The organism is Herbiconiux oxytropis (assembly GCF_024979315.1).
GTDB classification, from domain to species: Bacteria; Actinomycetota; Actinomycetes; order Actinomycetales; family Microbacteriaceae; genus Herbiconiux; species Herbiconiux oxytropis.
The window spans coordinates 13,211-27,672 of record NZ_JANLCK010000014.1; the positions used below are offsets into that span (position 1 = coordinate 13,211).

General features: G+C 70.8%; 11 protein-coding genes. All 11 read left to right on the top strand.

Going from position 1 to position 14,462, the window contains the following annotated elements; translation table 11 throughout:
- The first annotated feature begins 3 nt into the window (after positions 1-3).
- Positions 4-1,788: a peptidoglycan D,D-transpeptidase FtsI family protein gene (locus N1028_RS17725; RefSeq protein WP_259530769.1), complete on the top strand. Its 1,785-nt coding sequence runs from the start codon at positions 4-6 to the stop codon at positions 1,786-1,788.
- A gap of 12 nt (positions 1,789-1,800) precedes the next feature.
- A complete protein-coding gene (locus N1028_RS17730) occupies positions 1,801-3,393 on the top strand; it encodes a Mur ligase family protein (RefSeq protein WP_259530770.1) in 1,593 nt (530 codons plus the stop codon).
- 4 nt (positions 3,394-3,397) lie between these two features.
- Positions 3,398-4,876, top strand: a complete 1,479-nt coding sequence (locus N1028_RS17735) for a UDP-N-acetylmuramoyl-tripeptide--D-alanyl-D-alanine ligase (protein WP_259530771.1) — start codon at positions 3,398-3,400, stop codon at positions 4,874-4,876.
- Complete coding sequence (gene mraY, locus N1028_RS17740) at positions 4,873-5,967, top strand: phospho-N-acetylmuramoyl-pentapeptide-transferase (RefSeq protein ID WP_259530773.1); 1,095 nt, start codon at positions 4,873-4,875, stop codon at positions 5,965-5,967. The genes N1028_RS17735 and mraY overlap by 4 nt, the downstream gene beginning before the upstream one ends.
- Positions 5,967-7,517 (top strand): UDP-N-acetylmuramoyl-L-alanine--D-glutamate ligase, encoded by a 1,551-nt coding sequence (gene murD, locus N1028_RS17745; RefSeq protein WP_259530774.1) that lies wholly within the window; start codon positions 5,967-5,969, stop codon positions 7,515-7,517. The genes mraY and murD overlap by 1 nt, the downstream gene beginning before the upstream one ends.
- A complete protein-coding gene (gene ftsW, locus N1028_RS17750) occupies positions 7,474-8,709 on the top strand; it encodes a putative lipid II flippase FtsW (RefSeq protein WP_259530776.1) in 1,236 nt (411 codons plus the stop codon). Before murD ends, ftsW begins: the two co-directional genes overlap by 44 nt.
- Positions 8,706-9,797 (top strand): UDP-N-acetylglucosamine--N-acetylmuramyl-(pentapeptide) pyrophosphoryl-undecaprenol N-acetylglucosamine transferase, encoded by a 1,092-nt coding sequence (locus N1028_RS17755; protein ID WP_259530777.1) that lies wholly within the window; start codon positions 8,706-8,708, stop codon positions 9,795-9,797. The genes ftsW and N1028_RS17755 overlap by 4 nt, the downstream gene beginning before the upstream one ends.
- A 92-nt stretch (positions 9,798-9,889) precedes the next feature.
- Positions 9,890-11,314: a UDP-N-acetylmuramate--L-alanine ligase gene (gene murC / locus N1028_RS17760; protein WP_259530778.1), complete on the top strand. Its 1,425-nt coding sequence runs from the start codon at positions 9,890-9,892 to the stop codon at positions 11,312-11,314.
- Between the two features lie 86 nt (positions 11,315-11,400).
- Positions 11,401-12,405: a cell division protein FtsQ/DivIB gene (locus tag N1028_RS17765; RefSeq protein ID WP_259530779.1), complete on the top strand. Its 1,005-nt coding sequence runs from the start codon at positions 11,401-11,403 to the stop codon at positions 12,403-12,405.
- A 124-nt stretch (positions 12,406-12,529) separates the two neighbouring features.
- Complete coding sequence (gene ftsZ / locus N1028_RS17770) at positions 12,530-13,774, top strand: cell division protein FtsZ (protein ID WP_259530780.1); 1,245 nt, start codon at positions 12,530-12,532, stop codon at positions 13,772-13,774.
- Positions 13,771-14,442 carry a YggS family pyridoxal phosphate-dependent enzyme gene (locus tag N1028_RS17775; protein ID WP_259530781.1) on the top strand — a complete coding sequence of 224 codons (672 nt, stop codon included), beginning with the start codon at positions 13,771-13,773 and terminating at the stop codon, positions 14,440-14,442. The genes ftsZ and N1028_RS17775 overlap by 4 nt, the downstream gene beginning before the upstream one ends.
- Positions 14,443-14,462 lie beyond the last annotated feature (20 nt).

The following is a 14,462-nucleotide window of genomic DNA, read 5'->3' on the forward strand; positions in this document are numbered from 1 at the left end:
CTCGTGACCGCCGCCGTCTCCCGCAGCACCCGTCGTCGCGCGGCCTTCGCGGTCGCCCTCGTGGCGGCCGTGGTGATCGTCTTCATCGTGCGCCTGGTGTCCATCCAGATCGTGCAGGCCGACACCCTGAACGCGGCCTCGCTCGACAAGCTGTCGATGCAGAACCCGATCTACGGCCTCCGCGGCGACATCGTCGACAACGACGGCACCGTGCTCGCCACCACCGTCCTCCGCTACGACGTGACGGCGTCACCGCGGTCGGTGACCGACTTCGAGCGCACGGGTGAGGACGGCAAGACCGTAGACGTCACCCCCACCCAGGCCGCCGCCGAGATCGCGGCGATCACGGGTCAGACGCCCGAGGCGGTCTACGGGGCGCTCACGGCCGATCCGTCGTCGAACTTCGCCTACGTGACGCAGGGCATCGACGTCGACGCGTTCCGTGCCATCCGGGATCTCGGCATCCCGTGGCTCTACTACGAGTCGAACCCCGTGCGCACCTACCCCAACGGAGCCGTTGGCGGCAGCGTGGTGGGCTTCACCGGCGCCCCGGGCGAGAACGGCCTCGAGGGCCTCGCGGGCGTGGAGCAGCTCGACAACGAGTGCCTCGTGGGCACCGACGGCCTCGAGACCTACGAGCGCGGCGCCGACGGCGTCGCCATCCCCGGCACGACCGAGACCGCGGTCGAGGCGAAACCGGGCGGCACCGCCGTGCTCACGATCGACAGCGACCTGCAGTTCTTCGCCCAGCAGACCCTCCTCGACCGCATCACCGAGGTGGGAGCCGAGTGGGGCACCGTGGTGGTCTCCGAGGTCAAGACGGGCAAGCTCCTGGCCGTGGCCGACTACCCGAGCGTCGACCCCAACAACGTCGATGCGACGGCCGAGGCGGATCGCGGGTCGAAGGCGTTCCAGGCCCCGTTCGAGCCCGGCTCGACCTTCAAGGCGCTCACCGCGGCCTCCGTGCTCGACGCGGGGCTCGCCACGACGCAGACGCAGGTCGTGGCGCCCTACATCTACACCGACGCCAACGGGGCCTCGACCCGCGACAGCTCGTTCCACGCCGATCCGCTCAACCTCACCTTCGCCGGGGTCATGCAGGAGTCCTCCAACACGGGCACCGCGATGCTCGGCGAGCTGCTGAGCTCCGAGCAGCGCTACGGCTACATCGAGAAGTTCCACATGACGACGCCCAGCGAGGTGGGGTTCCCCGCCGAGTCCGGCGGCATCCTCGCCCCCTGGGACGAGTGGGACGACCAGACGAACCTCACCACGACCTTCGGCCAGGGCGTGTCGACCACGGCCGTGCAGATCGCGAGCCTCTACCAGACGCTCGGCAACCACGGCGTGCGCCTCCCCGTGCAGCTCGTCGAGGGCTGCCGCCAGGCCGACGGCACGATGACCGACACCGTGGAACCGACGGGCGAGCAGATCGTGCCCGACGCGGTGGCCACGGATGTCGTGAACATGCTCGAGACGGTCGTCACGGGCGGCTACGCCAAGTCGAGCCTCGAGATCCCGGGCTACCGGGTGGCCGCGAAGACCGGTACCGCGCAGATGAGCGACGGCAGCGGAGCGTACAGCTCGAGCTACATCACGTCGGTCGCAGGGCTCGCTCCGGCGGAGGACCCGCAGTACGTCGTTTCGGTGTCGATCGCGAAGCCCGTTACCATTGACTCGGCTCTGGCCGCTGCGCCGGTCTTCCAGAAGATCATGTCGCAGGTCCTGAAGCAGAACCGGGTTCTGCCGTCCACGGTGCCCGCACCAGAGATGCCGACCACGTTTTGAGCAAGGAGTCCAGTGGCTGATCGCGGCTCTTCGGCACTCAGACCGGAGCATCCGATCGCGCGATCGCTCCCGCACCTGGTCGAGGAGTTCGGCTTCGCGCACCGCGGTGCCCCCGTGGCCGACGTCGTCAGTGGGATCACCCTCTCGTCGAAGGACGTCGTGCCAGGCGACCTCTACGTGGGGCTGAAGGGCGCCCGCTTCCACGGCGCCTCGTTCGCCGCGGCGGCGCGGGACGCCGGGGCCGTCGCCGTGCTCACCGACGACGAGGGCGCCGAGATCGCCCTCGACTCGGGCCTGCCCATCATCGTCACGCCCGACCCGCGCCTCGCGCTCGGCGAGGTCGCCGCCTGGATCCACCGCACGCGGGAGGATCCGCCCACGATGTTCGGCGTCACGGGCACCAACGGCAAGACGAGCGTGGCGTACCTGCTCGAGGCCATCCTCCGTCAGCTCGGCATCGTCGCGGGCCTCAGCACGACCGCCGAGCGGCGGATCGGCGACGAGACCATCGTGGCGAAGCTCACGACGCCCGAGGCCACCGAGATCCACGCGATGCTCGCCCGCATGCGCGAGGCCGACGTGCGCTCGGTCGTGCTCGAGGTGTCGGCCCAGGCGATCACCCAGCACCGAGTGGACGGGATCGTCTTCGACGTCGTGGGCTTCACCAACCTCAGCCACGACCACCTCGACGACTACGAGACCATGGACGTCTACTTCGCGGCCAAGCGCGAGCTCTTCCAGCCCGACCGCGCCAAGCGCGGCGTCGTGATCGTCGACGGCGGCTGGGGGACCCGACTCGTCGAGGAGTCGCGCATTCCGCTCACCACGATCGGCACCTCAGCCACCGCCGAGGGCATCGACACCGAGTGGAACCTCGTGATCGACGAGGAGACCCTCGACCGCACGACGTTCACCCTGCGCGGCCCCGACCACCGCGAGCTCACGACCTCGGTGCCGCTCGTCGGCAGCTACATGGCCGCCAACGCCGCCCTCGCCATCGTGATGCTCGTGGAGTCGGGCTTCGACCTCGACGCCATCGCGCACGCCCTCAACGAACCCTACGACGGCGACGACCGCGATCTGGACCTCGAGCGCACCCCTGGCATCGACGTGTACATCCCCGGCCGCACCGAGAAGGTCTCCGGCGATCGCGGACCCATCGTCTACATCGACTACGGGCACACCCCCGACGCGTTCGTCTCGGCCCTCGAGGCGCTCCGCCGGGTGGCCGAGGGGCGGATCGTGATGGTGTTCGGCGCCGACGGCGACCGCGATCCCTCGAAGCGCGAGGACATGGGCGCGATCGCCGCCCGCCTCGCCGACGCCGTCGTCGTCACCGACTTCCACCCTCGCTACGAGGACGCGGCCTCGATCCGTCGCGTGCTCGTCGACGCCGCGAAGGCCGCCGTGCCCGAGCGCGAGGTGCACGAGGTGCCGGATCCCCGAGCGGCCTTCCGGCACGCCCTCACGATCGCCGGCGAGGGCGACGTCATCCTCTACGCCGGTCCCGGCCACGAGGACTACCACGAAGTCGCGGGGGAGCGGATCCCGTATTCGGCCCGCGACGACGCGCGCAATGCGCTGCACGAACACGGATGGCTCTGACGACATGCTCGACCTCACACTGACCGAGATCGCCGAGGCCCTGCAGGGCGAACTCGTGATCACCGACGATGCCGCGCGCGCCGGCTGGACCCCCGAGACCGTGGTGAACGGCACGGTCGACACCGACTCGCGCCTGATCGGCACGGGCGACGTCTTCGTGGCCAAACGCGGCGAATTCGACGACGGGCACCGCTTCGTCGGGGCGGCCGTGGCCGCCGGCGCCGCGCTCGTGGTGGTGGAGCACGCCTTCGCCGCCGAGGAGGGGCGGGCTCTCGCCGTGCCCCAGGTCGTCGTGGCCGACTCCGTGCTCGCGCTCGGCGCCTTCGCGACCGAGGTGGTGGCACGCGTCCGCGCATCCGGTGACCTGAAGATCGTGGGGATCACCGGTTCGAACGGCAAGACCACCACGAAGAACCTCCTGCGCGCCGTGCTCGAGCGCGTGGGCGAGACCGTCGCACCGCGCGACTCGTTCAACAACGAGGTCGGAGCCCCGCTCACGATGCTCAAGCTCACCGCCGGCAGCCGGTTCCTCGTGGCCGAGATGGGTGCGAGCGGCAAGGGTGAGATCACCCGCCTCATCCGCATGGCCAAGCCCGACGTGGGTGTCGTGCTCACCGTCGGCCTCGCCCACGCGGGCGAGTTCGGCGGCATCGAGACCACCCTCGCGACGAAGACCGAGATGGTGCAGGATCTCGAGCCCGATGACGTGGCCGTGCTCAACATCGACGACCCACGGGTCGCAGGCATGGCGGGGAAGACCCGCGCCGAGGTGCTCTGGTTCGGGCTGTCGGACGCCGCCGCCGTGCGCGCGACCGAGATCGACGCCACGGCCTCGGGCACGACGTTCGTGCTGCACCTGCCGGACGGCTCGTCGAAGCCCGTGCGCTTCGCCGTGCTCGGCGAGCACCACGTCATGAACGCCCTCGCCGCCGCGGCCTCCGCGCACGTGCTCGGTGTGCCGATCGACGAGATCGTCGCCGCCCTCGAGACCGTGACCCGGGCCGAGCGCTGGCGCATGGAGGTCATGGGCGGCAAGGACGGCGTGCGCGTGATCAACGACGCCTACAACGCGAGCCCCGACTCCATGGCGGCCGCCCTCAAGACCCTCGCCCTGATCGCGCGCCCCGAGCAGCGCACGATCGCCGTGCTCGGCGAGATGAGCGAGCTCGGCCCGTTCTCCGTGGAGGAGCACGACCGCATCGGGCGCATGATCGTGCGGTTCAACATCCACAAGCTCGTCGTGGTCGGGGAGGGCGCCCGCGCCATCCACCTCGCCGCCGAGCACGAGGGCTCGTGGGGCGGCGAGGCGATCTTCGTCGACACCGCCGACGAGGCCTTCGACCTCATCGCGGCCGACACCCGGGCCGACGACCTCATCCTCGTCAAGTCCTCCAACTCGGCGGGCCTGCGCTTCCTCGGTGACCGCATCGCCCAGGCCAACTCGATCGCCCAGCCCGACCCGACAGGAGGGGCGGCCTCATGATCACCCTGCTTGCCTCCGCTTCGCTCTCGCTGGCGTTCACACTGTTCCTGACCCCGGTCTTCATCCGCATGTTCAAGCGGTTCGCCTGGGGCCAGTTCATCAACGTCGACACCCCGGATGCGCACCACGTCAAGCGCGGAACGCCCACCATGGGCGGCATCGTCATCATCCTCGCGGTGCTCTTCGGCTACTTCGTCTCGGGGCTCGTCACCCAGGAGCTGCCCTCGGTGTCGGGCCTGCTCGTGCTCTTCCTCATGACGGGGCTCGGCGTGGTCGGCTTCATCGACGACTTCCTCAAGGTGCACAAGGAGCGCAGCCTCGGCCTGAGCCCGGTCGCCAAGATCATCGGCCAGGTGCTCGTGGGCATCGTGTTCGCGCTCCTCGCCATCCAGTTCCCGAACGCGCAGGGCGAGACCCCGGCCTCCACCCAGGTCTCGTTCATCCGCGACCTGCCCTTCGACTTCCTCTCCTGGGGCGTCGTGATCGGTGTGATCGCGTTCGTGATCTGGATCTGCGTGATCGTGATGTTCACCTCGAACGGCGTGAACCTCACCGACGGCCTCGACGGCCTCGCCCCCGGCTCCTCGATCCTCGCCATCGGCTCCTTCGTGATCATCGGCTTCTGGCAGTTCAACCAGTCCTGCGCGAGCGTGACGCTCGACGCCGATGTGCTCGACAAGTGCTACGACGTGCGCGATCCGCTCGACCTCGCGGTGGTGGCCGCGACCGTGGTGGGCGCGCTGATCGGGTTCCTGTGGTGGAACACCAACCCCGCCAAGATCTTCCTCGGCGACACCGGGTCGCTCGCGCTCGGCGGCGCTCTCGCAGCTCTCGCCATCCTCGCCCGCACCGAGCTCCTGCTCATCCTGATCGGCGGCATCTTCGTGATCGTGGCCGGCCAGGTCGCCGTGCAGCTGACCTACTTCAAGCTCACCAAGGGCAAGCGCATCTGGCGGGCGAGCCCTCTGCACCACCACTTCGAGATGAAGGGCTGGGCCGAGGTCACGATCGTGGTGCGCTTCTGGATCATCGCCGGGCTCTTCGTGGCGGGAGCCGTGGGCTCGTTCTACCTCGAATGGCTCTCGCGCTGATGGCCGGCGTTCCTGTCGGTCGCGCGGAGCAGCTCACGAGCTGGCACGCCGACTGGACCGGTCTTCGCGTGGCGGTGCTCGGCCTCGGCGTGACCGGGTTCTCGGTGGCCGACACCCTCACCGAGCTCGGAGCGCGCGTGCTCGTGGTCGCCGAGAAGGCCAAGCAGGAGTACATCGACCTCGTTCCCGTGATCGGCGCCGCGCTCGTGCAGGCGCCGGCGGGGGAGATCCCCGCCGAGCTCGAGGCCCACGATCCCGAGCTCGTGGTGGTCTCGCCCGGCTACCACCCCGATGACCCGCTGCTGGTCTGGGCCGCCGAGCGCGGCATCCCCGTCTGGGGCGATGTGGAGCTCGCCTGGCGGGTGCGCGACAAGGTGGTCGACGCCGTCACCGGCCGGCCCGCCGACTGGATCGCCGTCACGGGCACCAACGGCAAGACCACGACCACCCAGCTCGCCGCCTCGATGCTGCTCGCGGGCGGGCACCGCGTGGCGCCGTGCGGCAACATCGGCATCCCCGTGCTCGACGCGATCCGCGACCCGCAGGGCTTCGACGTGCTCGTGGTGGAGCTCTCGAGCTATCAGCTGCACTCCACGTCGAGCATGTCGGCCCACTCGGCCGTGGTGCTCAACGTGGCCGAGGACCACCTCGACTGGCACGGCTCGTTCGAGGCCTACGCCGCTGCCAAGGCACGAGTCTACGACGCCGTGCAGGTGGCCTGCGTCTACAACAAGGCCGACGAGCTGACGATGCGGATGGTCGAGGAGGCGGAGGTCGTCGAGGGCGCACGCGCCATCGGATTCGGCCTCGGCGTGCCCGGCCCGAGCGACTTCGGGGTCGTCGAGGGCATCCTCGTCGACCGCGCCTTCCTCGACGAACGGCGCGACTCCGCCCTCGAGATCGCGACCGTGACCGAGCTCGCCGCCCGCGGCCTCGCCGCGCCGCACACCGTGGCCGACGTGCTGGCCGCCGCAGCGCTCGCGCGCGCCTACGGCGTCTCGATCGAGGCCATCCGTGCGGCGCTCGCCTCGTTCACCCTCGACCGGCACCGGATCGAGCACGTGGTCACGGCGGGCGGCATCACCTGGGTCGACGACTCCAAGGCCACCAATCCGCACGCCGCCGCCGCATCGCTGAAGGCCTACCCCTCGATCGTCTGGATCGTGGGCGGGCTGCTGAAGGGCGTCGACGTCGACCCGTTCGTGCGCGATTCCCTCGCCGGCGCCCGCTCTCCCGTGCGGGCCGTCGTGGTGATCGGGGTCGACCGCGCGGAGCTCGGCGACGCCATCCGGCGACACGCCCCCGGGCTGCCGCTGTTCGAGGTCGACCACGCCGAGACTAGTGACGTGATGGCCGACGCGGTCGCCCTCGCAGCCGCCGTCGCCTCCAGCGGAGACGTGGTGCTGCTGGCTCCCGCCGCGGCCTCGATGGACCAGTTCACGGACTACGCGGATCGGGGAGACCGATTCGCGGCGGCCGTGCGGAAGCACGTGGGAGGCACTGACGGTGACGACGACCTCCCGGCCCACGACCCGCAGGCCGGCCGCTAGAGCCGCCTCGGCCACGACCGCCTCGGCCAGAACCATCTCGGCCAGGACCATCTCGGACGGGGCGCACTCCGCCCGCATCTCGCTCGGCCAGGCGTTCACCGCCGAGTCGAGCAACTACTTCCTGCTGCTCGGCACCACCCTCTTCCTCGTGCTGCTCGGGCTCGTGATGGTGCTCTCGTCGAGCTCCATCGACTCCTACAACGGCAGCCAGGGCTTCTTCGGGGTGTTCTGGAAGCAGGGCATGTTCGCGCTCATCGGCATCCCGCTGATGCTCGTGATCTCCCGGCTGCCCCTCCGGGTCTTCAAGCGCTGGGCGTGGCTGGCGATCTTCGTGTCCGTGTGCGTGCAGCTGCTCGTGTTCACCCCGCTCGGCATCGAGGTGGGCGGCAACCTCAACTGGATCGGCATCGGCAGCGTCAACTTCCAGCCCTCCGAGCTCGTCAAGCTCGCGCTCGTGGTGTGGATGGGGGCGATCCTGGCGAAGAAGGAGGCTCTCCTCGGCAGGTTCGGGCACGTCGCCATCCCCATCCTGCCCGTGGCCGGCGGGGCCATCCTGCTCGTGCTCGTGGGCGGCGACCTCGGAACGGTCATGATCATGGCCGGCCTCGTCTTCGGCGCCCTCTTCTTCGCCGGCATCAAGCTCAGGATGCTCGCCCTCCCGATCATCGCGGCGGCCCTCATCGCCGTGGTGGTCGCCTTCTCCAGCGAGAGCCGCACCACGCGCATCATGGCGTTCCTCGCGGGCACCAACACCGATTACGAGGGCACGGACTGGCAGGCTCAGCACGGCGAGTGGGCGCTCGCAAGCGGCGGGGTTCTCGGCGTCGGGCTCGGTAACTCCCGGGCGAAGTGGTCGTGGCTGCCCGCGGCCGACAACGACTACATCTTCGCCATCATCGGCGAGGAGCTCGGCCTCGTGGGGGCCATCGTCGTGCTCATCCTCTTCGTGGCGCTCGCGATCGCGTTCGTGCGCATCATCCGTTCGACCAACGACATGTTCTCGCGCGTCGTGACCGGCGCCGTGATGGTGTGGCTGATCGGCCAGGCCTTCGTGAACATCGCGGTGGTGCTCGGTGTCCTCCCGGTGCTCGGCGTGCCCTTGCCGCTGATCTCGTCCGGCGGATCGGCCCTGCTCACGACGCTCGCCGCCATCGGCGTCGTGCTCGCCGTGGCCAGGGAGAACGCGACGTGACCACCTACCTCCTCGCGGGCGGCGGCACGGCCGGCCACGTGAACCCGCTGCTCGCGACCGCCGACGAGCTGCGCCGGCGTGATCCGTCGTGCACCGTGCTCGTGCTCGGCACCGCCGAGGGGCTCGAGGCGCGGCTCGTGCCGGCGCGCGGCTACGAGCTGCTGACCATCCCCAAGCTGCCCTTCCCACGCAGGCCTGACGCCGCCGCCCTGCGCTTCCCGGGCGGGCTGCGCCGCACCATCGCCCAGGTGGCCCGGATCGTGCGCGAGCGCGGGGTCGACGTCGTCGTGGGCTTCGGCGGCTACGCCTCCGCACCCGGCTACCTCGGCGCCCGCAAGGCCCGCGTGCCGTTCGTCATCCACGAGGGCAATGCGATGCCCGGGCTCGCCAACCGGCTCGGCGCGCGCTTCTCGCCCTGGGTGGGCGTGACGTTCGCGAGCACGAGGCTGCCGCACGCGCGACTGACCGGCATGCCGCTCCGCCGCGAGGTGACCGCCCTCGCCGATCCCGCCGTGCGCGCTGCGGCCGCCGCCGAGGCCCAGGAGCTCTTCGGACTCGACCCCGCGCGGCCCACGCTCCTCGTGACGGGCGGCTCGCTCGGCGCCCGCCGCATCAACGCCGCCGTGCACGGCTCCGCCGACGCCCTCGTGGGGGCCGGCTGGAACGTGCTGCACATCGCGGGGAACCGTGCCGAGGTCACCGACCCCGGTGTCGCCGGCTACGTCTTCCTCGACTACTGCGACCGGATGGACCTCGCCCTGGCCGTGGCCTCCTTCGCGGTGTCGCGCGCCGGTGCCTCCACGCTCTCGGAGTTCGGCGCCGTCGGCCTCCCCTCGGTGCTCGTGCCCTACGCGGTCGGCAACGGCGAGCAGCGCTTCAACGCCCGCGACCTCCTCGCCGCGGGCGGGGCCGTGCTCGTCGAGGACGCCTCGTTCACCCCGCAGAAGGTCACCGAGGTGGTGCTGCCGATCCTGGCCGACCCGGCCCGGATCGAGACGATGGCCGTCGCCGCGCGCGGAGCGGGCATCCCGGATGGTGACGCCCGCCTGGCCGCCCTGGTCGACGAGGCACTCGCGGGGCGTGCCTGAACGCCCGCCGCTCCCGGTGCGCGTAACGTTGTAGGCGGCGGATCCCCCTCCGCCCGACAGACCCGTCCCCGTCTTCGAAAGTGCGTGAGCCCGTGATCAAGCCCGACCTCGACATCGAGATTCCCGAGACGCTCGGCGCCGTGCACTTCGTGGGCATCGGCGGAGCGGGCATGAGCGGCATCGCCCGCCTCTTCGCCGCCTCCGGACTCACCGTGACGGGATCGGACCGCACCGACTCGAAGACCGCCGAGAAGCTCCGCGCGATCGGCATCCCCGTGGCCGTGGGCCACGACGCCGCGAACGTCGGCGACGCCGACACCCTCGTGGTGACGAGCGCGCTGTGGCCCGACAACCCCGAGTACCTGCTCGCGAAGGAGCGAGGCCTCACCGTGCTGCACCGCTCGCAGGCGCTCGCCTGGCTCACCAACCGGCGCAGGCTCATCGCCGTGGCCGGAGCGCACGGCAAGACCACCTCGACCGGCATGATCGTGACCGCCCTGCGCGAGCTCGACGCCGAGCCGAGCTTCGTGAACGGCGGCGTCATCTCCGATCTCGGCACGAGCTCCGCGCTCGGCGACGGCGAGCTGTTCGTGGTGGAGGCCGACGAGTCAGACGGCTCGTTCCTGCTCTACGACACGGCCGTCTCCCTCATCACGAACGTCGACCCCGACCACCTCGACCACTACGGCTCCGTCGAGGCGGTGGAGGACGCCTTCGTGCGGTTCGCCGACGCCTCCTCCGAACTCGTCGTCATCTCCTCCGACGACGCCGGGGCGCTTCGTGTGTCGGCCCGCCTCGCGCACGAGCGGGTGCTCACCTTCGGAGAGGCGGCCGACGCCGACTTCCGCGTGCACTCGGTGGTGACCGACGGGCCCGTGCGGTTCACGATCTCGCATCAGGGCACCGACTACCCGGCCGAGCTGCGAGTGCCGGGGCGCCACAACGCCCTCAACGCGGCCGGCGCCGTGGCCGTGCTCGTGGGGCTCGGCTTCGAGACCGCCGCGGCCGTCGCCGCCGAGGGGGCCTTCGGCGGCACGGGCCGGCGCTTCGAGCTGCACGGCACCGTGGGCGGCGTGAGCGTCTACGACGACTACGCGCACCACCCCACCGAGGTCGACGCCGCTCTCACCGCCGCGCGCACCGTCGTGGGCGAGGGCCGCATCATCGCCGTGCACCAGCCCCATCTCTACAGCCGCACCCAGCTCATGGCGGGGGAGTTCGCCGAGACCCTCGAGCGCACCGCCGACTACACGATCGTGCTCGAGGTCTGCGGCGCGCGGGAGGATCCGATCCCGGGCGTCACCGGGGCCCTCGTCTCCGAGCGATTCGACGACCCCGCCCACGTGGCCTACATCGACGACTGGCAGCGTGCCGCAGATCACCTCGCCGAGGTGGCCCGGCCGGGCGACTTCGTGGTGACCCTCGGCTGCGGCGACGTGAACCTCATCGTCCCGCAGCTGCTCGACTCGCTCGAGCGCATTCGTCCGGCGTCGGAGGCGGACGTCGCGGCCGGATGAAAAGACCACCCGGCATCACCCCACCCCCGGCGGCGCCCCCGCCGCCGCCGCCTCCTCCGCCTGCCCGCGAGAAGCGGGCGGCCCGCGTGCCCAAGGTCCGGCCGGCCGAGAAGCCTCCGGCACGACCTGCGGCGCCGGTGGCCGATGCGCAGGCGACCGAGCCGATCGAGCGGCTGCCGGTCTCGCTCGAGACCGGTGCCGTCATCGTGCCCGAGGGCATCCGCCTGCCCGAGCGCAGTCCGCTCTCGGAGCGCACGGGCACGATCGAGCGCACGGGCACGATCGAACGGCCGGCCAGGCCCGAGCGACCCGGCCGCCGCTCCGCCGTCGCCGAGCGGGAGCTCCGCCGCGCCACGCGCTCGCGCCGCCGCTACGAGCGCGCCGAGGCGAAGCGCTTCACCCAGCGCTCACGTCGGCGCAGGCTCGCCTGGATGATCTCGGGCGCCTCGCTCGTGGGGCTGGTCATCGTGGTGCTGCTCGCCGCGTACTCGCCCCTCCTGGCCGTGCGCAGCATCGCCGTGGAGGGTGCCACCCGTCTCGACGCGGCGGCCGTCACGAGCGCTCTCGACGACCAGCTCGGCCGTCCGCTCGCCCTCGTCGACTACGGCACGATCGAGCGCGAGCTGGCGGCGTTCCCCTACATCGAGTCGTACTCGGTCGAGGCCAGGCCGCCCGACACGCTCGCCGTGCGTGTCGTCGAGCGCCGACCGGTGGCCCAGGTGCAGACCGCCACGGGATTCGACCTCATCGACGCCGCGGGCGTCACGGTGCAGCAGTGGCCCGACCGCATCACGGGGTTCCCGCTGCTCGACCTCACCGGCACCCAGATCGGCAGTCCCGGTTTCCGGGCGGCCGCCGCCGTGCTGATGTCGCTCCCGGACGAGCTGCTCGCCTCGATCGACCGCATCAGCGGCACCACCCCCGACAGCGTGACCTTCGTCTTCGCCGGCGTCGGTCAGAGCGTCGTGTGGGGGAGCCCCGAGGAGAGCGAGCTGAAGTCGCGGCTGCTCACGCGGCTCATCGGCACCCAGGATCCGAACCTCCCGGTGCAGTACGACGTCTCGAGCCCGCAGAGCCCCGTGGTGCGCTGATCGCGACACGCGGTGTTTCTCCCGGATGCGCGGGGCGCGCTCCCGTAACTTCGTCGTAGGAAATACATACTCGGAATAACTTTAACTTTCAACTTGAACTTTAAGGTTCCAGCGGAGGCCGGACGTGACTTCAAACCAGAACTACCTCGCCGTGATCAAGGTCGTCGGTATCGGCGGCGGCGGCGTCAACGCCGTGAACCGCATGATCGAGCTCGGCCTTCGCGGGGTCGAGTTCATCGCGATCAACACGGATGCCCAGGCGCTGCTCATGAGCGACGCCGACGTCAAGCTCGACGTGGGTCGCGAGATCACCCGAGGGCTCGGCGCAGGCGCCGACCCCGAGGTCGGCCGTCGTGCTGCCGAAGACCACGCGGAGGAGATCGAGGAGGCCCTCGCCGGTGCCGACATGGTCTTCGTCACCGCAGGTGAAGGCGGCGGAACCGGCACCGGTGGCGCCCCCGTGGTCGCCCGCATCGCGAAGTCGATCGGCGCGCTCACCATCGGTGTGGTCACGAAGCCCTTCGGCTTCGAGGGCAAGCGCCGTGCGGCCCAAGCCGAGGACGGCGTGGCCACCCTCAAGAACGAGGTCGACACCCTCATCGTGGTGCCCAACGACCGGCTGCTCGAGATCAGCGACCGCGGCATCAGCATGCTCGAGGCCTTCTCGACCGCCGACCAGGTGCTGCTCGCCGGTGTCCAGGGCATCACCGACCTCATCACGACCCCCGGCCTCATCAACCTCGACTTCGCCGACGTCAAGTCGGTCATGCAGGGCGCGGGCTCGGCCCTCATGGGCATCGGCTCCTCCCGCGGCGCCGACCGGGCCATCAAGGCCGCGGAGCTCGCCGTGGCGAGCCCTCTGCTCGAGGCCTCGATCGACGGAGCGCACGGCGTGCTGCTCTCGATCCAGGGCGGATCGAACCTCGGCATCTTCGAGATCAACGACGCCGCCAAGCTCGTGCAGGACTCGGTGCACCCCGAGGCGAACATCATCTTCGGTGCCGTGATCGACGACACCCTCGGCGACGAGGTGCGCGTCACGGTCATCGCCGCCGGCTTCGACGGTGGCGAGCCCAACGCCAACACCCCGGCCGTGGCCGCCGACACCCGCCGTGCGAGCTTCGCCGCCGCGGCCGAGGAGTCCGACCCGTACGGCCGAGGCGGAGCCCCCGCGGCGTCGCCGCGCCGCGAGCACGCCGCCGCCGAGAGCGCCGCGGAGCCGACACCGTCGACCCCGACGCCCTCGTGGGCCGGTTCGTCGCAGTCCTCGCACTCCGGAGGTGACCTCGGTCTCGCCGGCGGTGTGGCGCTCGACCCGGCCTCCGAAGACGACGACGCCGACCTGGATGTCCCCGACTTCCTGAAGTGAGCGAACTCTCCGACCGCGTCGAACGGGTCGTCTCCGGCATCTCGGAGGCGGCCCGTTCGGCCGATCGCGATCCGTCGGAGCTCACGCTCATCGCGGTCACCAAGTTCCACCCCGCCTCGCTCGTGCGGGAGCTCCAGGCCCTCGGGCTCCGCGACTTCGGGGAGAACCGGCACCAGGAGGCGCGCGAGAAGGCGGTCGAACTCGCCGACCTCGACCTGCGTTGGCACTTCGTGGGTCAGCTGCAGTCGAAGAAGGCCCGCCAGGCCCGGGAGTACGCCTCCGTGGTGCACTCGGTCGACCGCCCCGAGCTCGTCGACCGGCTCGCCTCGCCCGGGCATCCGCTCGACGTGTTCCTGCAGGTCAATCTCACCGACGATCCCGCCCGCGGGGGAGTGCGGCCCGAGGAGCTCCTCGCCCTGGCCGAGCACACGGCCGGAGCCGAGGGGCTGAACCTCCTCGGCGTCATGGCGGTCGCCCCCCTCGACGAGGAGCCAAGGGCCGCCTTCGCGCGCCTGAAGGCCGCAAGCGACGAGGTGCGCACCGTCGTGCCCGCCGCCACCTCGATCTCGGCGGGGATGTCGCACGACTACCGCGAGGCGATCGCCGAAGGCGCGACACACCTGCGCATCGGGACCGCAATCACGGGAAACCGGCCGCCGCGCGATTAATCTCGGGGTTAGGAAAAAGT

What these genes read in the sequence shown, in the direction of transcription:
- N1028_RS17735 (WP_259530771.1), top strand. Translation starts at nt 3,398, where the DNA reads ATGCTCGACCTCACACTGACCGAGATCGCCGAGGCCCTGCAGGGCGAA.
- mraY (WP_259530773.1), top strand. Translation starts at nt 4,873, where the DNA reads ATGATCACCCTGCTTGCCTCCGCTTCGCTCTCGCTGGCGTTCACACTG.
- murD (WP_259530774.1), top strand. Translation starts at nt 5,967, where the DNA reads ATGGCCGGCGTTCCTGTCGGTCGCGCGGAGCAGCTCACGAGCTGGCAC.